Origin of the sequence: Lysinibacillus sphaericus OT4b.31, from assembly GCF_000392615.1 — a bacterium.
Taxonomy (GTDB): domain Bacteria; phylum Bacillota; class Bacilli; order Bacillales_A; family Planococcaceae; genus Lysinibacillus; species Lysinibacillus sphaericus_B.
In genome coordinates, this window is sequence record NZ_KB933398.1 from 2781495 (window position 1) to 2802575 (window position 21081).

23 protein-coding genes and 1 pseudogene are annotated in these 21081 nt (G+C 35.7%); 7 read left to right on the forward strand and 17 right to left on the reverse strand.

The window, feature by feature from the left end:
• The first annotated feature begins 537 nt into the window (after positions 1 to 537).
• The gene (locus tag H131_RS23740; protein ID WP_010859567.1) at positions 538 to 924 is read left to right on the forward strand and encodes a hypothetical protein; all 387 of its coding nucleotides are present in this window, start codon (positions 538 to 540) and stop codon (positions 922 to 924) included.
• Positions 925 to 1603: 679 nt separating this feature from the next.
• Here H131_RS23740 and H131_RS12760 read toward each other — a convergent pair.
• The 4 genes from H131_RS12760 to H131_RS12770 all read right to left on the reverse strand — a co-directional run bounded on the left by H131_RS12760 (position 1604) and on the right by H131_RS12770 (position 4224).
• The gene (locus H131_RS12760; RefSeq protein ID WP_010859568.1) at positions 1604 to 2242 is read right to left on the reverse strand and encodes an O-methyltransferase; all 639 of its coding nucleotides are present in this window, start codon (positions 2240 to 2242) and stop codon (positions 1604 to 1606) included.
• Entirely contained in the window at positions 2229 to 2645 is a 417-nt protein-coding gene (locus H131_RS12765) for a hypothetical protein (RefSeq protein ID WP_010859569.1), read from the reverse strand. The genes H131_RS12760 and H131_RS12765 overlap by 14 nt, the downstream gene beginning before the upstream one ends.
• Positions 2646 to 3017: 372 nt before the next feature.
• The gene (locus H131_RS24510) at positions 3018 to 3176 is read right to left on the reverse strand and encodes a hypothetical protein (RefSeq protein ID WP_155242448.1); all 159 of its coding nucleotides are present in this window, start codon (positions 3174 to 3176) and stop codon (positions 3018 to 3020) included.
• 268 nt (positions 3177 to 3444) lie between these two features.
• Positions 3445 to 4224, reverse strand: coding sequence for a TrmB family transcriptional regulator (locus H131_RS12770; RefSeq protein ID WP_010859570.1), 780 nt, complete (start codon positions 4222 to 4224; stop codon positions 3445 to 3447).
• Between the two features lie 125 nt (positions 4225 to 4349).
• Between H131_RS12770 and H131_RS12775 the strand changes: the two genes are divergently transcribed.
• Positions 4350 to 5114 (forward strand): TSUP family transporter, encoded by a 765-nt coding sequence (locus H131_RS12775; protein ID WP_010859571.1) that lies wholly within the window; start codon positions 4350 to 4352, stop codon positions 5112 to 5114.
• A 125-nt stretch (positions 5115 to 5239) separates the two neighbouring features.
• Positions 5240 to 6067 carry a DNA alkylation repair protein gene (locus tag H131_RS12780; RefSeq protein WP_010859572.1) on the forward strand — a complete coding sequence of 276 codons (828 nt, stop codon included), beginning with the start codon at positions 5240 to 5242 and terminating at the stop codon, positions 6065 to 6067.
• 80 nt (positions 6068 to 6147) lie between these two features.
• On the opposite strand, the gene H131_RS12785 is transcribed toward H131_RS12780, so the two are convergent.
• Together H131_RS12785 and H131_RS12790 are read right to left on the reverse strand one after the other, a co-directional pair.
• Positions 6148 to 6768: an NAD(P)-dependent oxidoreductase gene (locus H131_RS12785; protein WP_010859573.1), complete on the reverse strand. Its 621-nt coding sequence runs from the start codon at positions 6766 to 6768 to the stop codon at positions 6148 to 6150.
• 108 nt (positions 6769 to 6876) lie between these two features.
• Entirely contained in the window at positions 6877 to 7260 is a 384-nt protein-coding gene (locus tag H131_RS12790; protein WP_010859574.1) for a hypothetical protein, read from the reverse strand.
• A 583-nt stretch (positions 7261 to 7843) separates the two neighbouring features.
• On the opposite strand from H131_RS12790, the gene H131_RS12795 reads away from it, so the two are divergent.
• Complete coding sequence (locus H131_RS12795) at positions 7844 to 8356, forward strand: hypothetical protein (RefSeq protein ID WP_010859575.1); 513 nt, start codon at positions 7844 to 7846, stop codon at positions 8354 to 8356.
• A gap of 283 nt (positions 8357 to 8639) precedes the next feature.
• On the opposite strand, the gene H131_RS12800 is transcribed toward H131_RS12795, so the two are convergent.
• Complete coding sequence (locus H131_RS12800) at positions 8640 to 8933, reverse strand: GPW/gp25 family protein (protein ID WP_010859576.1); 294 nt, start codon at positions 8931 to 8933, stop codon at positions 8640 to 8642.
• A gap of 801 nt (positions 8934 to 9734) precedes the next feature.
• Here H131_RS12800 and H131_RS12805 point away from each other — a divergent pair.
• Positions 9735 to 9959, forward strand: coding sequence for a hypothetical protein (locus H131_RS12805; protein WP_010859577.1), 225 nt, complete (start codon positions 9735 to 9737; stop codon positions 9957 to 9959).
• Between the two features lie 379 nt (positions 9960 to 10338).
• Positions 10339 to 10638, forward strand: a complete 300-nt coding sequence (locus H131_RS12810; RefSeq protein WP_329600452.1) for a transposase — start codon at positions 10339 to 10341, stop codon at positions 10636 to 10638.
• A 141-nt stretch (positions 10639 to 10779) separates the two neighbouring features.
• Here the strand turns inward: H131_RS12810 and H131_RS12815 are convergent, their stop codons facing one another.
• The 8 genes and pseudogenes from H131_RS12815 to H131_RS12840 form a co-directional block, all read right to left on the reverse strand.
• A complete protein-coding gene (locus tag H131_RS12815) occupies positions 10780 to 10980 on the reverse strand; it encodes a cold-shock protein (protein WP_010859579.1) in 201 nt (66 codons plus the stop codon).
• A 517-nt stretch (positions 10981 to 11497) separates the two neighbouring features.
• A complete protein-coding gene (locus tag H131_RS12820) occupies positions 11498 to 12082 on the reverse strand; it encodes a DNA-3-methyladenine glycosylase I (RefSeq protein WP_010859580.1) in 585 nt (194 codons plus the stop codon).
• 218 nt (positions 12083 to 12300) lie between these two features.
• Positions 12301 to 12441, reverse strand: coding sequence for a hypothetical protein (locus tag H131_RS25430; RefSeq protein WP_010859582.1), 141 nt, complete (start codon positions 12439 to 12441; stop codon positions 12301 to 12303).
• Between the two features lie 538 nt (positions 12442 to 12979).
• The gene (locus H131_RS12825; RefSeq protein ID WP_010859583.1) at positions 12980 to 13171 is read right to left on the reverse strand and encodes a hypothetical protein; all 192 of its coding nucleotides are present in this window, start codon (positions 13169 to 13171) and stop codon (positions 12980 to 12982) included.
• Between the two features lie 634 nt (positions 13172 to 13805).
• Positions 13806 to 15461, reverse strand: a complete 1656-nt coding sequence (locus H131_RS12830; RefSeq protein WP_010859584.1) for a right-handed parallel beta-helix repeat-containing protein — start codon at positions 15459 to 15461, stop codon at positions 13806 to 13808.
• Positions 15462 to 15698: 237 nt separating this feature from the next.
• Positions 15699 to 17444 carry an adenine deaminase gene (ade, locus tag H131_RS12835; protein WP_010859585.1) on the reverse strand — a complete coding sequence of 582 codons (1746 nt, stop codon included), beginning with the start codon at positions 17442 to 17444 and terminating at the stop codon, positions 15699 to 15701.
• Positions 17445 to 17790: 346 nt separating this feature from the next.
• Positions 17791 to 17902: pseudogene (locus H131_RS25000) on the reverse strand (transposase); the annotation flags it as partial.
• A gap of 136 nt (positions 17903 to 18038) precedes the next feature.
• On the reverse strand, positions 18039 to 18458 hold the full coding sequence (locus H131_RS12840) for a pyridoxamine 5'-phosphate oxidase family protein (RefSeq protein ID WP_010859587.1): 420 nt from the start codon (positions 18456 to 18458) through the stop codon (positions 18039 to 18041).
• A 163-nt stretch (positions 18459 to 18621) separates the two neighbouring features.
• Here H131_RS12840 and H131_RS12845 point away from each other — a divergent pair, with 163 nt between their 5' ends.
• Complete coding sequence (locus H131_RS12845) at positions 18622 to 19248, forward strand: YczE/YyaS/YitT family protein (protein WP_010859588.1); 627 nt, start codon at positions 18622 to 18624, stop codon at positions 19246 to 19248.
• Positions 19249 to 19373: 125 nt separating this feature from the next.
• On the opposite strand, the gene H131_RS12850 is transcribed toward H131_RS12845, so the two are convergent.
• Together H131_RS12850 and H131_RS12855 are read right to left on the reverse strand one after the other, a co-directional pair.
• Complete coding sequence (locus tag H131_RS12850) at positions 19374 to 20006, reverse strand: 50S ribosomal protein L25/general stress protein Ctc (protein ID WP_010859589.1); 633 nt, start codon at positions 20004 to 20006, stop codon at positions 19374 to 19376.
• 155 nt (positions 20007 to 20161) lie between these two features.
• The gene (locus H131_RS12855; protein WP_010859590.1) at positions 20162 to 21076 is read right to left on the reverse strand and encodes an S-layer homology domain-containing protein; all 915 of its coding nucleotides are present in this window, start codon (positions 21074 to 21076) and stop codon (positions 20162 to 20164) included.
• Between the last annotated feature and the right edge of the window lie 5 nt (positions 21077 to 21081).

A 21081-nucleotide genomic window follows, 5' to 3' on the forward strand; every position in this document is an offset into this window, starting at 1 on the left:
TTGTTGTAAAGAGCACTGTATAGTATGATTTCATCCAACAAATATTAGGAGATAAACACATGAATAATTCTACACTATTCACTATTCTGTAAGTCCGCTTCTTCCAAATACATATTGAGATATACTATGGCTATTTTCTGATTTATCATTTGCTGGGAATTCTTTTTTTCAAACCACAGCTGACAAAAGTTGATAATTTCTTTGTTAGCCTGCTTGCTCTTCTTAATTTCTGTAAATAGGCTATACCAATGAAAATAGGCATTTACGATTTTTTTAGAGTGATGCTATAATTGCTCTTTTATCGTTTAATCCTCCTATTGTTCGGTAAAGATGAAAGTCTATTCTCCCTTTACTCCTCTATTGTCATAGCTTCCCTTTCCCTTAGCTATTCAAACAATATCAATTTCTATAGAAATAAATTAATTATCTTCTTACATTATGGACATATTACCAATCACTATACATTTTCAAATCATAGATTATTAGTGTAAGGCTAGCGCTAAGCCATAAACTAACAAAAAGGGAGATTGTTAATATATGAAACAAATAAAGTGGGATTTTAATAAATTCGAAAAATGCCATTGCGAATCTAAAAAATATTATTACGAATACCACAAATGTGATTGCAAACATGATAAACATGACTGCGAGTGCAAACATGATAAAAAACATCACAAAGATGAAAAACATAAAGAGCATCACTGTAAAGGTTGCGTTTGTAATTTACTAAAATGCTTTGAACCAGGAACTTTAGTAGACATTTTCCTGTCAAATGGCGGACGATTTACTGGTGTTTATTTCACTTCCCTAGATCCTCGAAATTGCTGTGCATACTTCCTTGAAATAGGAGATGATGATGCTACACCAGTTATCATTGACTGTCAAAAAATTGACGCTATTATCAAAAGAAATTCCGCGGCGTAACCTATAATCGGTCTCTTCTTTTGTGGAAGGGGCTCAGATTGTAGACAAATTCTACGTGATCAGTGAAGATAGACATAGTCAGTTTTAACCTCCTGATAAGGATTGAGTTCGGTATTGTACTGAACTTAATTCTTTTTGTTTTGTTTTAAATTGTTGGTAGTTTTAGTAATTTATCTATTCTTCAACTTCAGGTTTAGGTTTAAAATCATCCATTCGCTTAAATTCCTATAAGTAAAGTAATGCTGAATTCAATAAACCTAGGTAGTTCTCTAAACTGCCTTATCGTTTTTGCCAATAAATGAGTATCTTGTTTCATTTGCTTATGTCTTCCTTGAAAAAACTACTCCTTCTCACGCACGAACCGTCTAACCTCTCATTCGCTACGTTTCATACAGGAGATATCTCCCTCGTTCTTCCACAAGAGGTCTCACTGCTTTTACTAGAATTAAGGAATGTTGTGCATTGATGTCAACAAACTTACAGAAAGAACGTGGTTGAAAGACTTTGTATGGTCGTTTGATTTGTATATTAACAGATATCTAGTAGATTTTTCACAAAAAAACTGTAGGTTCAACTCAATTATTCTTGAGCATGCCAACAGTTTATGAATTACTATTTAATTGGAATTTAACACTTGGCCGTTTACGAAATACAGTTGCTTTTTTATTTGCTGTACACTTTATTTCTTCACTTTTGAAAGGGTCATCCCATCACCAATTGGAACAATGACAGATTCTAGTTGAGGATGATTAGCGACAATTTCATTGAATTTTTTCATTGTTTCAGTATAGCGTTTTGATATAGCTTTCGAGTCTGCAACACTACCGTTAGCAAGTACATTATCAGTTACTATTAAGGCACCCGAATTTGCAAGTCTAATACAGTAATTTAGATAATTTTCATAATTATCTTTATCAGCATCTATAAAGAAGAAATCGAATCGCTTATTTTCCTCAGCTAGTTTTTCGAGGCTCTGTAATGCAGGTCCAGTTAAATATAATACTTGATTACCAAAACCGGCTTTCGATAAATTGTTGTGTGCTAACTTCGCGTATTTCTCCTCTAACTCAAGGGACGTTAATTGTCCTTCACTACCAAAGCCTCTGGCAAGACAAATCCCGCTATAGCCCCCAAGAGCACCTATTTCAAGTACATTTCTAGCCCCTGAAATTGATGTAAGCATAGTTAAAAGTTTTCCTGAGGATGGCGATACCGAGATGGAAGGCATTTCGTTTGCCTCAATGGACGATATAACTTCTTCCAACAAAGTATCTTGATTATAAAATAAAGAATCGATATAACTATTAATTTGTTTCATTAATTTTATTTTCCTCTTTATCAATAACTAATGGTTTTTGACTATCCAGCTTCGAAATTGCTGTTTCTACATCTTCAGAGGATGAAACAATTGTTTCACTGTCATGTATTTCGAATAATTGAGTAAATTCACTGATAATCATATCAATTGCTTTTAATTCCCCGACTAAAATTGCTTGAATAGATTGAAACTCCGGTAGCTCTAACTGTTGCTTAATTGTCGAACGCTTCAGATTCATCATATCTAAAAAGGCAATTGCTCTCCCCCGGCGAAATGTTTTCGCCCCACGTTGATGTGACCCCTCTCTGCCTTTGTAGCGTCCACCACGTTGATGTGAACCTTCTCTGCCTTCGTATCGCTCACCACGTGAATGTCCCTCTTCCTTAAATCTATCATCTCTCAAGATAAAAAACCTCCCTTTGTATACAAATGTATACGTATATTTACATCAATATTGTATACGTTTGTATACACCGTGTCAAACCTAAGAACTTTTTCTTGAATTTCACAATGTTAAATGAACTAGCCCATGAATGAATGTCTTATCGTTAAAGCAGTTCTTAATCGAGCAAATTTCATTGAATTTCTTCTTAAAATAACTAAAAAACATTGTGTCCGTTCAGAGTTCTTCGTCATTCAAGAAGCGTTAATGTACACAAATCTTATTGTCGTCAAAACTATAATGAATCTCCTTGACTAAAAAATGACCAAAATAGCATTTTGCTATCTTGGTCATTGTAAAGTTTAATTTAAGAATTGCTGAGCAACTTACCTCTTATAAAATTCGTTTTACCATCGAAATGAGGTACCCGAGTGCATCACCATCACTCATACGGTCTACACGATCACTATGATCGATTTTTAAAATCCCTCTGGTTTTAGCTTCTTTAAATAGTGCTTTTAAATCCTCTTTTGCTGTACTTGTAATTGTCATGTGATCTTTCTCCTTTTGTTGCGTTGTTATTATCGGGTTCTAAGGTTTTTAATACAATAGCGAAACACCTCGGCTTGAATACGACGTAGACCTTTTTCTTTATTCCATCGTAATGTTGTTTTACCCGTTCCTTTTCCCCGCTAAACGTATAAAGTGAAACTTCAATCCGTGGTTTCCACTTGTAGTGAACGTTTTACTGACCGTTCATACGGGATGAAGTAATTTTCACAAGATTCAGTACAGCAACAGCTCTGATTCAAAGGAAGATTTATGCCCCGAAAAACGCATTTCGTTCTTTTGTAATCCACTCCCCTAAGTCATCTTTGCTACGCTTCACTAACCGATTTACGAGTACATCATGCCAAATATAATCCTCTAATAAGTAAATATGAATGGGGTCATCTGTAAAGAACGCAAGCTCACGGTTATCAGGGGATGGCCCATAAATCATTTCTTTTCCATCGATCGATAGTATAAACCAATGGTCCGTAGTAGTCCTTTCTGTAAAATCAGTCACACGATGTTGCTCTAATGTAACTAAAGGCTCCGTCACATGTAGCGTAATTCCATGTACTTTCACTTGCTGTGCAACCTTTTCCAAGTCCACTCGTAATTCCTCATACACATCATCCCACATCGATAACAGTACTCTTTTTTCCGCCTTTTTTAACATCGACTGACAATAAGCTAAAATGGTATTTCTATCTTTAATACTTAAAACTTTATTGTCCTCCACAGGCTCCTGCTGTTCTATGGTTTCTAAGTTATTTGACATCGATTTAAAACTCGACTGCCAATTCTTTTCTACCATTTGTAAAAACACGGATACCGCTAACGCCGTATAGGTTGTTATTTCTGGCGTTTCCTCTTTCATTACAAGACCTTTGTCAACTAATAAATCAAGAATCCCATAAATACGCGCACGGGGAATACCTGAATGCTTACTTACTTGATAAGCCGTCACATGATTATTCTGCACCAGTGCTATGTATGCCTTGGCTTCATATTCTGTATAGCCTAATTGTTTTAACTGGTTAATTAATTCCACTAGTGAATCCCTCCATTTCTTTTATTATAGTCAAATTCCCTATTATATTGCGATAAAACTTACACTTTACAAACGCGATTTATTTAGTTACTATTTCAGTAGTAACTAAACGAAAGAGTGATTTTATGCAACTAGATTTACAATTATTACTGATACTCATACTAATTGGCTTTCTCGCAGCGTTTATTGATTCAGTCGTTGGTGGAGGCGGGCTCATTGCACTACCTGCTTTATTATTTCTTGGTCTAAATCCAACTACGGCCATTGCTACAAGTAAACTAGCCAGTTCGATAGGATTAGTTACTTCGACCATTTCATTTTATCGTTCTGGAAAAATTGATTTTCATTCTGTCACAAAATTTTTTCCACTCGCATTTTTCGGCTCTCTTCTTGGTGCCTGGACCGTCACATTAATTAGTCCAGACATATTAAAGCCACTGATGCTATTTATGCTCGCTGCTATTGCTATCTATACAATTTTCAAAAAAGATTGGGGCAGCATCTCAGTCATTAAGAATTTATCTCCTATTCAATTAGCTGGGTTTATCATTCTTCTCTTTACCATTGGATTTTACGATGGTTTCCTTGGTCCAGGCACTGGCTCCTTTTTTATTTTTGCTTTTATCATGATTGGCACCGATTTTTTAAAGGCTGCAGGTAATGCAAAATTGTTGAACCTTGGTAGTAACATAGCTGCACTATTTTTGTTTATGTATCTAGGTCACATTCACTATTTTTACGGGTTAGTGATGGGAGCTGCTCAAATATTCGGGTCAATTGTCGGCTCTCAGGTAGCTATTAGAAAAGGAAGTGGCTTCGTACGACAGCTATTTATCATCGTATCAATTACTCTTCTAATCAAAAATTCGTATGATTACTTTTTTAGTTAAAGTAATCATACATGTTTTTACTTCTTAACCTCCGCCCTCTCTAAATTGATGCTCATCAATACTTAAGATATAATAAAGTATAATCATTTTTTACAATTATACTAATATAAGGATGATACGATAAAATGACTCAAGAACATATTCTAAATCGAAAAGGTGCTAGGAAGACCAGTGATATACCCAGTGAAATACTAGCTTCCCTAAATCGCGGTTTAATAGAAAGCGTCAATCTTATTGAATGGCAAGCTGTGGATCATCCTACTTTATTGGAGCATGTATTACCTGCATTCAATTTGAAGGTAAAATTGGATGTCCTATTAACTGAAATGGCCAATCAAAATGCTGTCACTGGGATGAAGGCGATACGTACCACTAGTGATTTACTAACAACAGCCATGATTGATGAAAGTAAAGCCAAAAAGCTAGAAATATTGACGTACTGCTCCAATCATATTTCAGATAGTGTAAGATGTTGGGCAGCCTTTATGCATAAACACTCCACACAAACTTTAGAGGAAAAACTGTTGTTTATCAGACATTTTGCGGCGGATCATCATTTTGGTGTTCGAGAAATTGCTTGGATGGCTATAAGAGAAGACCTTTCCGAAGACATAGATAAAAGCGTGGCATTGTTAACTGAATGGGCTATTGTCGATAATGAAAATATACGGCGTTTTGCAGTAGAGTCTATCCGACCTCGAGGAGTTTGGACGAAACATATTGATATCCTCAAGCAAGAACCACAAAAAGCACTTCCCATTTTAGATTTACTGAAAGCAGATACATCGAAATATGTTCAGGATTCTGTTGGTAATTGGTTAAACGATGCAAGTAAAACGCAAGCAAATTGGGTACTAGCTATTTGCGAAAAATGGAAAAAAGAATCTGACGTAAGCGCAACGGATAAAATTATCAAAAAAGCGACACGAACAATAATGAAAAATAATGCTTAATGACAGCAAAAAACCCAAATATCTCACTTTTTCAAGTGCATTATTTGGGTTTTTCTATTTAAAAATGTATTTTCTAAGTATTAGTATGCAATGCCGACGCGGGATTTCAAATAATCAGTACGTAGACTTTGTTGATAGGTGAATTCCGCCGTATCCGCCACTGAAATTTTAGTGCCGCCTTCAGGCAAGAAATTTCGCTCTATCCGATATACGCCAGTATATTCTCCGTCAGGCAGATATGTAGGACAGACAATTGTCCAATCAACATCAGATTGGCTTAACATATCAAAGACTTTGTGATGCTCTTCTGCGGCATTAGTAGTCTTACGTTTGGATTCACTTGACTGATATCGAAGTAAATGAGGCGTTAGCCGACTTTGTAAGATTCCAGCTGTACCAACCGTAATAATTCGTTTCACATTTGCTTTTTTCATCGTTTCAAGAATCAGTAGCATACTTTCCGATAGTGTATTTGTGCCATCTGTATTTAAAGCGCTAATAACAATATCTATCTCAGACATCACTGATTGCAGGTTATGCTGGTTTAATACGTTTCCATGAATAATGTGTAAATTTGAATCTATTGTGCTGATTTTATTGGGTGTGCGTACTAAGGCCATAACATGGTGACCATCACGTAGCGCAAGTGAAACAATATGGCTACCAACCCGACCCGTTGCACCTAAAACTAAAATTTTCACGAGAATCACCTCTTCATGTACATTATACCATATGGCATTTACCCAGGAAAAAAGACCAATTATTTTCTTTATGCTATCTTGATATTTATCATGTGAACAACAGTCTACTTAGTTTGATTCCTGTATATCAACAATGAATGAATTTATATTATTATTTTTCGCAACAGCATTTACAATTTTTTGAATCTCTTCCTTCGACGATCTTTCCAATTCAGCTGAGTTATGTAGATAAATTGAGATAAATTGATTATCAGGTGAATCGATCAAATAGCCCACGGTACTGTCAGGAAAATACCCTTCTGCTCTTAAAGCTACTAAGACTTCTTTAGTAAAGTTCGAACTTTGTAATCTTTCACCAATTTCCTGCGCATAATTTTGTCTAAAGTCAGTTTGAGGAGTCTGTGCAATTGGAGATGGTTTATTTTTAATCGCTATATCTGTGATAAATATCAAGAAAAGCAAAATAAAGCAGCACATTTTTAGTCCCTTCATCCATTCTCTCCATTTCTCCTTTTTACATAAAATACGTTTCATTTTACAAGTTAATACTAAAAGATTGATGAATTGCACATCTAGTGAAAGTAAGTTGAGACATTGTAAAACTTTCCTTGAATGGTTGACAATTATTTTTTAAATTGAAATTCAATCGTTCAACCATGAGAACTTATATGTTGAAAACTGTTTTATCTTCTGTAGTGCCAGTTGGTGAGGAGGCTATATTTCAAGACGCTAAGTCCAGTCACATAGCCTTTTCTAACTTGATTTTTTACATAAAAATCTTAGTTTTCTCACCATTTACTTATAGCATTCATACACACTTATTTTCCCAATCGTTGAAGTTTAAGTTGCTTAATTAAGGAAAAAGTCTATAGTCCTCTTCATTAAAATTCTCATTGTCCTAGTATTTATATCCTTTAGGTAATCATACAATTTAATTTTTAATGCAAAATCATTATATTTTATACTGTTTTCAGGACAAATTACCAGTCACATTTCATTCTAAATTCATAGATTATTAATGTAAGGCAGCGCTCGCATTACACAAAAAAACTAACACAAAAAGGGAGTTTAAAGTATGCAAGATAATAGATTTGTTAAGCACATGAATTGGAATTATAACAATTTAAATAAAGGTGACAAATGTAGTCATTATAAATGTTATTGTGAATATGAAAAAAAATGTTACTGCAAATTTGACAAGTGGGAACATAAACATGATAAATGCAAACATAAATGCGACAAGTGCGAGCATAAACATGATAAATGTTGGCATGATCACGACAAATGCGAACATAAACACGACAAATGTGATTGCAAGAAAAAGGAACACAAAAAAGATAAATGCGATGATAAATTTGACCACAACTGTAAAGGTTGCATCTGTAATCTTTTAAAACGCTTTGAACCAGGTACTTTAGTAGACGTTCTCTTATCAGGTGGAGGCAGTTTCCTTGGCGTTATTTTCGTAAGCTTGGATCCGAAAAATTGCTGTGCTTACTTCCTTGAAGTAGGGGCTGCTGCTGCAGCTACACCAATCGTTATTGATTGCCAAAAAATAGACGCTATCCGAAAAAACCCAGCTGCATAACAATAAAAGGCATCGAGAAGTCTATTCTCGATGCCTTTTATTGTAAACAAACTAAAAAAATTGAGTTTGTCTACAGTCTGAAGGATCTCTTCTTAAAATGGAAGAAATCCTTTATAAATTAAACAATTTTTCAATTCTAGATACACAATTACCTGTTCTAGTACTAAACCTTTTGTGGTCGTTTGGATTAGATAGAAACAAAGCTACTTCATATTCGCTCAAACAGCATATTTGTATATCTGGAAGGTCCGCAGATTGAATCTACTCCCCTCTCCTAGATGTTTTATTCATTCACAATTACTTTTACTACAGGTTCTAATTTGCCAACAAATATGTCTCCAAGATAATCTACATCGATAACAACTGCACGTGGCTCAAAACGTCTAATGCTATCAATTATGCGTGCGGTATTACGTCTCTTTGTAAGGTAAAAAGGTGCGTCTGTATTTGACTTCTTACCATATAGAGGACAAGATATTACAAATGTGGATAAAATATAAGCTACATTTTGCAATATTTCATCAACGCCTGTAGCACCGAAATCAATATTGCTCGTAGCAGTAACTTGATGTGTCATCTTATCAACCCTTCTTCAATGATGCAGTCTTAGTTGTATGAAATTTGAAACATGCCTCCTGATAGTGAATGGCATCCATCCTTTTTTCCGAATAGTGTGAGCTTGTTATTCCAGATGACAATAACCAGCACTTAGTTATTTATGCCAGACTCGCTTCAAATATGAACGGTATATACTATTTCATTCTTCAATTAATACAACCTCTCTTATTTTTACCCGCTTCAAAATTCATTTAAACTTTTGCACGAAGACTTGTTGCTATTGAGTAAAGATTATATTGTAATCACCTCAAATTACTGTGAAACTTCAATGCGTGGGGGTTCTCTTCATCCCCCATGGATTGCTAGTGGATTCAATCGAGCTTTTACGATCAGTTGATTGTACTTGTCAGCTCTCACTTGTGGTGGACGCCTTACTGACCGTTCATGTGGGATCCGATTACCTTGTCAAAGCATAGTAAATAACATATAACCAACTGAAACACCCATGAATAATAGCCCATAATATTGAGTGATGAACACTCCATGAGATTGTAATAGCTAATACTGAACCAAAGCCTATTCCATTTTTCACAACCGATTTATTTTCCAATTTATTCACCCGCTTTATCTTTTTACTATTCATTATCTGTTTATTCAGTAAATTCTTACTCCTTTCTGGTTTTGCTTTAAAGATGGATATCACATTATATGTATCTCATAGTCAAATAAAGTTAGTTAGGTCGAAGTGATGAGATGTCCCTTAAAACATGAGCACCTAACAGTAACAAGAACATATTATGTACTGAAAGGAGTGACCATTATGCACTGGCAACATAAAATTCGGTTTTTAATTGGTCAACCAGTTGGAATATCATTGTCAAACGGTCAAGGGACTTCAGGCATTTTATGTGGTGTAGCAGAGGGCAAGTTACTTGTCCTTGAATACTTGTATCAATCTCAATTTGCTTTAAAACAATATGATTTTCATATGATTCAAGATGTCAATGGATTTCCTTCATGCCATAACCCACAACCATTATACTAAGAGACAAACTTTACATTACCCAAGCCTTACATCCTCTATCCATACCGTTCATTGTGCAAGCAATGGCACCGACAAAAGAAAAGTAATGAGTCGTCGGTGCCTGCTTCGGTATACTTTATTTGTTAGTCGGCGTTCACTCATCAATCAAAGGGGATAAGATACAAATTTATACTTTTTTTGAAGTATACAATTTGGCAAATTGTTGGCCATTTTTGTATATTTCATAACTGAAGCTTTGGACAACCCTATGCTATGCTTTTACATATACACACTTTAAATTTTAAGTTTAGTTAATATGTCCAAAAATGTTTATTACCCTCTTGTGATTATGTGCAATTTTTCAAGGGCATAATGGCAAAAAGGACGTGATGTTTTGAAAGTGTTAATAATTGCATCTACCATAGCTGTACCAACCCTTATGCTTTACTTACAATATTTAAGTGATAGATTTCGCCTCTTTTTTAATGTTGTAGCCATCATCTCATCCATCATCTTCGGTTGTATTGCGGCCACATCCATCTATCAAATCATTGTTGATGATGCTGTATTTATGACAACCATTCATGCCATATTTTTAAATCCGCTATTTTTAGTAGTTGGTTCTTACATAGGGATGTTCATAATTTATCGATTGTTGTTACTTACAGTCGACGAGAAAAAACATCCTGCTGGCATGTAAGTTCTTTAAGAGTCTATGGTCAGTTAAAAATGCAGTAAAGGATTTGATAATGCATTTAAAATCTCCTATGCAAGATCTTCACCCGTCGATGTACATAAAAAAAGAAGCATTCCCTAAGGATGCCTCTTTTTTATGTGTTAATTAAAGTTTAACGATGTTTTTAGCTTGTGGTCCGCGGTTACCGTCTTCCACTTCAAACTCAACTTTTTGACCTTCGTCAAGTGATTTGAAACCTTCGCTTTGAATCGCTGAGAAGTGAGCGAATACGTCTGCTTCACCTTCAACTTCGATAAATCCAAAACCTTTTTCTGCGTTAAACCATTTTACTGTACCTTGTTTCATTTAAGAAAACCTCCAAAAAAATAAAATTGTAATATATAATTTCTTCTATAAAATAAAAAAATTCACATATTACAAAAAGTACCGAATAAACACGATTACTTTTTGTAATAGGTGAATTCAATATTTCCACTAAAGGAATGTATTTATTAGTTTCACTATACACCATTTTTTTTTATTTGTCTAATGAAATAATTTTTAATTGAAGATAAATACTTAATCAAAAAATGAAATCCTCCATTTTGAGATTTCATCTTTCACTAAGTAATGGCACTTGCGATATCAACATTCGGAAAGACCCTTTTGTCTTTTACCCGGCTCACTTGCATACTTTTCTATATATATGGCTGATTGAACCTCTTCTTTTTATTGAAGCAATAAAAATGCCCATTCAAAAAACAAATGAATAGTTCTCACCAAAATCGCTGCACTTTGACATAAAGCTGGGTCTATTGATTTTATGGAGACAGCGTAGGTCTCCTATATTTTAGCCTATCTCATTCATTCCGCTTTGATTTCATCAATGACCATTCCCCTGTACTTCACGGCTGACATGACGACAAAGACAATCAACTACATGATCATTTATCATTCCCGTTGCCTGCATAAATGAATAACAAATCGTACCACCCACGAATTTGAATCCGTCTTTTTTTAATTGCTTGCTCATGCGTTCACTTAGTTCTGTTGTCACCGGCACTTGGGCTAAGGTAGACCACTGATTGATTATAGGTTGATGGTTGACGAAGCCCCAAATATAAGTAGAAAATGAACCATATTGTTGCTGTATTCGAAGAAATGCTTGTGCATTCGTAACAACACTTGCGATTTTGAGTTTATTGCGAACAATTCTTTGATCCTCTTTAAGCGCTGTCAGCTTGTCCTCGGTATAGAGCGCAATTTTCGTCGCATCAAATTGATCGAAAGCATCTCGATAGCCTTGTCTTTTCTGTAAAATTGTCCACCAGCTCAGTCCTGCTTGTGCCCCCTCTAAGCATAGCATCTCAAATAAGTGCTGATCTTCATAAACTGGCACACCCCATTCCTTGTCATGATAGTCGACATATAGTGGTTCATCCAGTTTCACCCATGCACATCTCTTCATCAATTCTGCCTCCATTTCTAAGTATCCCCGTAAATTAGATACTACCTATTTAACTCCTATAATACATAACCAACCTTTTTTTGTATTTTCTTTTATGTCCGCCTCTTTAAATCCAATATTTTCTAATAGCTGCTTTATTTCCATTTTGGTTTTATAGTCGCTCATGTGATAATTGATTTTATAAAACACGGAAATTATTATAAATTGTCCGCCAATTTTCAACAACCTAAATGATTGATTTTAGCCAATGACTGTAGTGTTTCCCCACCCACACAACCAATATCTCCATCTTTAATAACCCCACTGTCAATTAACCATTTATTCATTCCACGATGAGCTACATTCATAATATGTAACATGGAAAATCCTACAAATCCTTTAGGACTCTTGGCTTGTTCAATTAATCATTGTAACAGTGTCATTTACTTCATTCCTTTTACTATAAGGTGAATTGTTCTGATAATTCGAGGGAATCTATAATCAATGCACATTTGGTTGCTAATTTAATTTGGTGCTTTGCTACAGATATTTTGACTTGTTTACATATGCGGTATGATTGGTTATGTCTTATTTCTAATCTCGAAAAAATGGTTTATGACCATTGATTGGTGGAAAAAGATGATTAGGGTTAATAATTAAAACATTTAGGTTTTCTTACCAAGAACCATTTAATAAAAAAGAAAAAATCACAAGTGTTTAGGTTTTGTAGATAATATTAAACACTGTGATTTTCTTCTATGTATCCTATTTGATTTATCGATTTATCGATCTAAGGTAAATTTAGGTAAAACGCAAATACGACACCTTTTTCTATGTCCATCATTTTATTTTCAGACATAAAGTGATATGTATTATGTCAAAGACAGATTCCTCTTACTTTCGACAAAATGTTTACGTTTAATTTAAATATGTATTGTTTGTTAAGTTTCGTTCGCGCTCATCTATCACTAAGTGGATAATAAATGCTAGCTGTTGCTCAATTCGCATATTGTTAAGATGAAAAATATCAGCGATTGCATTTTTTTGACTATCTGCCAACTCCACTTTTTCGAGCATCATCATTATTTCTTCTTTCGAAAGCCCAAACATTTTCCTTTTCCACCTCCATTTCACTAAGCCATTTTATTATTCCAAAATTATTATCTAAAGATCTAGAACATTACATCCATACTGCTATTAATGAATCATTTTTACTAATTATAGGATAAAACATAGAAATTAATCAATCTAAAAACTAAATTTTCTAACAACATTTTCTACTGGGGTAATTCATCATTAATATTTTTGCTATAATTTTCTCACTCAATAAATCCTTCTTCTAGAATAACAAGGTTTATAATAGTAAAAATTTCTAAATCGAACGGATAATTACCACTCTTCCATTATAACGGAAAAAATCACAAAGCCTTTAGGTGTCGAAATTAAATATTTTTTGTAAAACGATTTATACACAATTCACATAAAAGCGCTCACATTCAATTCATTCTAACATGATACATTTAGGAAGGACCTTTTTCACGCTTCTTCAAAATTAACAGCTAGGCTAGTTAACATTACCCGTAATTATAAATTTGTAAACATTACCCAATAATTTCATCTAAACTTCCAAATCATTCAAAACCACCCAAACGCAGCTCTACTACCGATGCATCTTTTTTGTTTTCACAACAGAAAAAAGTAATTTCAAAATTTGAAACTACTCGTTTTAGTGAAGTTTTAAGCATTAAATTGTTTTCTTAACATCTGTGCTTTTAAGCGTTGTATATATTTCCTGTAATACTTCAGCTGGTATTTGCAATTCTTTATTTAATTCCTGAATGGATTTTGAACTGCTTAGCATGCTCACGATGTGTTGTATTTTTTCATTAGATGTAGTTAGCTTAACGTCCCTATCGACAATTTTAGAAGAGGTATCTCCATGCCATTTAGCGGTATTTGCATAGCCTCGTACATATAGTTGACTCTGATCCTGAACAATTGCTGCCGTCTTTACATTGGCAAGATTCGTGTTCACAATTTCAAGCAGTGACTGATTTGTCATGGCTAAAAATATTCGCTCAGTGTCTTCGACGAAGCACTGCTCTATGCGGCCCATTGACTTATCAGACCAAACGATTGCGTAAGGGCTCTGTCTAGCATATATAAAATCACTACTTATAATTTCAAAAATGGCATCGATGCAGGTGATACCATTCCCAATGATATGAGCAAATGTACTATTTTCCACAAATAATCGGGCATTATTGATATAAAGATGGTGGCTGTCTACCTCTCGAATCGTTGTATGCTTTAGCGTAATTTTCGCATGTTCATTTCCATAAATACCACCCGCCTGACCAGACTCAATGATGGACTCATTTAATTGTAGACCACTAGCATCCACAATAAAATGGAACTGCGGATGTTGCTGTATCTTACATGCTGTCATCATCACGTCGGCCTCATTAATAATAGTAACCCCTGAAGTAACTCCATTTCTTATAGAACATTTATGAATCTCAGCTTTACTATTTTCTATAAAAAGCTGTGGCTTGTTATGCTCACTCAACTGACAGTCATAGATTACCGCCTTCGAATGCTCCCCCACATAAATACCGTTTCCTTGCCCCTCTGCAAAAATTGAATGCGAGACCTTTAACTCACTTTCATGTACTACTATATTTGTGCCTATATGTTGTTTGACTTCACAAAACTCCATTATCATCTGAGAATGATCCACTATTTGAATGCCTAAATCCTGTCCTTGATGAATGAGCGTATCCTTCATAGAAATCGTACTGGAGGCTGCAACCATTTGCGTTTTTTGGTGGCCGTGCATCTCACAATTTACTATGTCCATTTTCACATTGCTAATAGCAAAAATTGCATTCATTTGCCCCTCTAACAACAGACAATTCGTTAAGACAAGCTCACTATTTTGTGCTATGATTTGAGCTTTTGTATGGTGCTGAATCGTTGAATCTGTCAGCATAACACTCGAACCATTATCGATCCGCAATCCATATTGATTTAATGGGCTCGCTATTATATCAACATTTTTCAACATCAAACTTCCATAGTTGACAGTAACTTGGGTCCTTATCATTTGTTGCTCTATTATGCAGTTTTCTAGCTGTAAATCCCCTTTAATATAAATTCCCTGACCCTGACTAAAACGGAGATTTCGCATTGCCACATGTGTATGGTAACGAATAAACACTCCGCCTTTAATGGTTACATCCCCCACTCCATAAATGGTCAGTCTTTTAGGAACATCAATGTTTTCTTCGTAAACACCATCTCTAATTTCTATAAAATCCCCCGCTTCAGCATCTTGTATTGCTTGTCCAACACTTTGATAACGGTGCATAATGTTCTTCTTTACAACAAGTATTGCCATCTTCACGCTCCTCCTGTCTAAACAAAGCTCCCTATTCTTACAGACATTTTATTTTTACCTCGTTTTCATTCTATTTATATACCCAATGATCTTCCTGTTATTCAATTATGTACAAATAATTTACAAATGGCTCTAAAGAACTGCTTTTACATAAAAAGAGAGCAAAGGCTGGTAACCTTGCTCTCTTTTTATGTAAAATATGACTAATTTAGTATTGGAAAACTCCGTTGTTTATCGTTATGCCTCTACTTCTATATGCTGGAATGTTGTCACATTAAATAGACCTGTGTCTGTTAGTTTTAGGGCTGGAATAACAGGTAACGCGACAAATGAGAAAGTCAATAAAAAATGGAAATCTAAATGGGGATTTAGCTCATATAGGGCGTTGTGCAAGCCTGCTAATTGTGCTTTAGCCTCATCTGCTGGTGCATCCGTCATTAAGCCGCCAATTGTTAAAGGCATCTCCGCTATAATTTCACCATTTGCTACGATGACAAAACCACCTTGGATTTCTTGAATCCGCGTGAGGGCAATTAACATATCTTCATCATTTGTTCCAACCACTAATGCATTATGCGAATCATGCGCAACGGTTGTCGCAACTGCACCTTTTTGCAAGCCGAAGCCTTTGACAATACCAAGCCCAGTCGTATGCAAATTGTGGTGACGTTCAATAACAGCAAGCTTCAGTAGATCCTGTTCCACTGATGGTTCGAATACGCCATCTTTAACTGGTACATCTACTACCAAATGATTGGTAATAAGTTGATTTGGCACGATTTCCATCACATTGGCCTTCGTACCTTTTATAAACGGTATCGATAGCATCTCTTTCGTCACTATAGGCAAATGAACAGATTGCTGGATATGCGCAGGTACATCCGTTTTTATACGAGACGTTAGCATTACGCCATTTTCAGCAACCTTCACACCATTTTTCCAAACTACTTTCGCACGCATTTCCTTTATATCTTCTAGTAAAACAAAATCCGCTTTATATCCCGGTGCTAATGCACCTCGATCATACAAACGATAGCACTCAGCTGTATTGACGGTTGCAAGCTGAATAGCCTGTAATGGATCCATCCCTTCATTAATAGCCATAGCTACATCAAAGTTGATGCTCCCTTCTTCTAACAATTCATCCACGTACTTATCATCCGTACAAAAACCAAAACGACGAGCATTGGCTAGATTGACAGCGGGCAATAGATCGCGTAAATTCTTTGCCGCAGAACCTTCACGAATTAAGACGTACATCCCTTGCTCCACACGGTCTATCGCTTCGTCTGCCGTTACACATTCATGATCGGTATGAATACCAGCAGCACGGTAGCCTGTAATTTGCGCACGATTTAAGCCTGCACAATGTCCATCAACAACAAGATTTGCTTGCTGTGCAAGCATGATTTTTTCAAGCATGTTTTCTTCACCATTCAATACAGCTGGAAAATCCATAACCTCCGCTAATCCACGTACATCTTCATGGGATAAAAATGGCGCTAAATCGCTGGCTGTTAATGTAGCACCTGCGTTCTCGAAACTAGTGCCCGGTACACTCGAAGGCAACATAACAAAAATATCCATGTCTGCTTTTTTAGCGTCATCTAGCATAAAGTGAATCCCCTCAGTCCCAGCAACATTTGCGATTTCATGTGGGTCCGTTATGACTGTAGTTATTCCGTGTGGCACGAGCACACGACTAAATTCAGCAGGGGTTAGCATAGAAGATTCAATATGTATATGCCCGTCAATAAGTCCTGGCACAACATAGTGTCCTGCTGCATCCTCTTCATATGTAGCTTTAAATCGATTGTCGGTATCAAGGGCAACTATTAGTCCATTGTTTACGACGATATCGGCCTTTTTCCAAGTCAGTGTAAAAACATCCGCAACCAATGCGTTACGTAAGATAAAGTCTGCTTCAACTTGTCCTTGAGACGTCAATATGTTTTGTGCGAGCTGTTGTAGTTTTGTTGGCATTCAATGCACCCCTTTTTTTCTTTAAGAATTATCATGCATGAATTGCCGCATAGATTCAAGTCATGTATAATTTTTTTCTTCTAATTTGAACTTTATATTAAACTTTTGCACATTTCATTGACCTTACTTCTATATATAGCAAGAACTATTTAATAAATTCACTCCAACTTTCAAAACTGAAAATATAACTATATTTTGATGGTCGTTACAGATTGACGACAATAGTCATTCACAATGTTCATATTCTGAATGCCTTTTTCCATTTCGTTTAAAATTGCACATGAAATCAGCCATGATTAACGAGAGTAGAACGCTGCGAGTTGACCTATTATGCCATATCTGGACTTCACCATGTCCAGTTAGCAAGTTTCTTCAAATTCTTTGCAGCAAAACTAAGCATCGCCTGCATGGACCATTTTTTTAAGCCCTCTGAGGGTAGTCCAACGTATACCATGACGGCTGTAAAATTAGCCATAAAAAACACCCCTAAATCGTTAGATTTGGTGTCTAACAATTTAGGGGCAGTTCAAACCCAAATGTTTAAGTTTGTCTACAGTCTTGAGCGACCTCATCTCAATGGTCGTTAAGTACTAACTATTCTGCTGTAAATTCTAATTCTTTTGGGGACTCCCCTTTTTTATTCATCAAGCGCATCCGAATGGGTTCAATTTTTAGGGTCACCATTTCATCTTTGTTGCCAATGAAAATACCCGTGAAAAATTCAGCCAATTTGTTTTTTAAGCCTTCCTCATGAATTTCAGTTAGCTTACCTTCTATTTCCACAAAAGTATCACCAAAGCCTCTATTTTCATAGCCATATAAAATATGTGTATACGGATTTTTTTGTAACTCCTCTATCTTTTCTGAGTGTTTATTTGTCACTGTATACAATACAAACTCATCGTTTTGAAAAGTCATATAACGTGAGTACGGTTTCCCGTTCTCAACGGTTGCCATCGTTCCTATTTTTTCACGATTTAACACTTCTAAAATTTCATCTCGTACAGAAGTCATTTATCTCATCCTCTCTCTTGATTCATTTTTATATTGCCCTTCCTGTGTTAAGATAAAACCTCTTTTTTGAAAAATAAGAAATGTTAGTCTTTGGTAATATGCACAATCTCTTGTTATAATGTTTTTTTGGACAACATGAATTTTGAGAATGAGGGTATTAAGTATGAAGCAAGCATTTTTTACGCGATGTCTATTCTTCTTTACAGGCATCTTGGTCTTATCCTTTGGTATAACTTTGACAATAAAGGGTCAACTTTTTGGCGTAGGCTCTTGGGATGTTTTACATATCGGACTAACTAAAACTCTCGGTTTATCTATTGGCACTTGGTCTATTTTAATTGGACTAGCCATCTTAGCATTTGATATGCTGGTGACAAAGAAATGGCCTCTTCCTGGTACATTTGTAGATATGTTTTTAGCTGGTATTTTCATAGATATTTTTAACTATTGGTTACCAGATATTGATGGTTTTTGGATGCAGTTACTATCCTACCTTACTGGACTTGTATTGCTTGGTTGGGGCTGTGGGATGTACATGGTTGCAAGTTTAGGCATTGGGCCACGAGATACATTAATGCTTCTTTTTGTCCATAAATTTGGTTGGAGTGTGACACGCGCTCGTACAACGATGGAAGTAACTGTCGCTATACTAGGTTTCTTGCTTGGAGGTCCTGTTGGAGTTGGTACAGTACTGATGGCATTCGGGCTTGGACCAATCGTGCAATTCGCCTTAACTTACAATGAAAAATTATTTACAAAATGGACTGGCATTAAAAGTGCAGTTGTATAAGAACACAAAAGGAGCTAACTCACATTTAAGTTGGCTCCTTTTTCTTATAGACAATGACTTTTCTAAGAACCAAAAAACGTCATAAATCAAAACTTTGACTGATGACGTAGCCTGTTCAAACTTTTTTATTTCTTTGGTTCAGATGTATTTTGCCCTGTTGCTTCTATTACTTCTGGCGTTTCATCTACCATATCTTCTTGTACATTTTGTGCAGGTGGTGGTGTGATTGCCACTAATGTAAAGTCGTCTTCGTTTAAAATTTCAAAGGAACATTTATGTCGAATATCTGCAACATAAAGAGAAGTACCAATTGCTACATCCGAAACATCCACTTCTATCGTTTCCGGTATTTCAGCAGGTTTCACTTTAATGCGAACTTCACGATTTGGCTGTAATAGGAAACCACCATCTGCAACTCCAATGGCATCTCCTACTACTGTAATTGGGATATCGACTTCTAATTCTTCAGACATATTGATTGATTTAAAGTCTACATGCTTCACAAATCCCTTTAAAGCACTACGCTGCATTTCTGTTAACACCGCATTTACCTTTGTTCCTTCAACATCTAATTGAAACACACTTTTACTTCCTAATTCTGCAAGTACTTTTGCAAACGCTCTTGCATCAAGAGATATCGAAGTTGACTCCATTTGGTAACCGTAAACAACTCCAGGAATAGCACCATTTTCTCTAAGTTGTGTTAATGATGAGTGTCTTCCTTTATCACGTTTTTTGGCTTTTAATACTGTACTCATTACTTTTTCTCCCCTTTCATGAAACTAGTCTCATAAAAGGTTTTGCCCGTTAAACAGATTTTTATACCTCCTATGCACTCGTTTACAATCTACAAAACCACAGTAAAAAGCCGAAGACAAAAAGTGTCCTCGGCTTTTACGTTTTTATTATACAATTATAATCTCCCTGAAGCCTCTAAAGTTACCGCTAGCATTTTAGCAAATTGGCCACGAGTAATGTATTGATTTGGCAATAAATCTGTATTATCATCAAGTGCACCAATGCCATACAATGTTTTTGTGTAACGTAATAATTCACCTTGGAAATCATTGCTATCTTCATAGGGTAGTGCACCATATTCTTCTGGTACAAAATCAACTACATCTAATGTTCGTCCAAGCATCAAAATGGCTTGCTGACGAGTAATTTTACCATTTGGATCAAATATATTTGGCGTTTTCCCATTAATAATCCCTAATGAATGTAAGGCACCAACATGACCACCATACCATGATTTTTTTGCATTGACGTCTTTGTACTGTTTCGTTTGTTTCTGTTCGAAGCTAAATGCACGGACGAGTAAGGCACTAAACTGCGCACGTGTTAAGGAATCATTGACCCCGAAGTACTCAGGCTGACTTCCTTGAACAATGCCGCGTTGTGCTAATGTTGTAATGTATGTGCTGTATGCCGAATTTTCTATATCACGAAAATAAATTTGTGCAGGATATTCAAACTTTAATTCGGCATTATAATGAATCGTCGCAATCACTCGGTCCCCTTCATCTCGATAGGCAACTGGCTCCATTACACCTTTTTTAACCATTTGCTTTAAGACTCCAGATTGCCCATTTTTGAAAATTTCTACCTCAAGTGGTTGACGATTGTTGACTATATTAGCTTTCACACTATAAGTTCCTTGTTTTTCAGATGCGGCAATTTTAGCCCCATATGCAGAGTAAACCGTCATATTTTCCGTTTTCATATGTACATAATCCGTTGGCTCTTGATATGCATGGGTTTGTATTGGAATGGTTATTGATGTGCATAACAGTGTCACCATTATCGCTTTTCGGAATTTCGCATTCATATTAC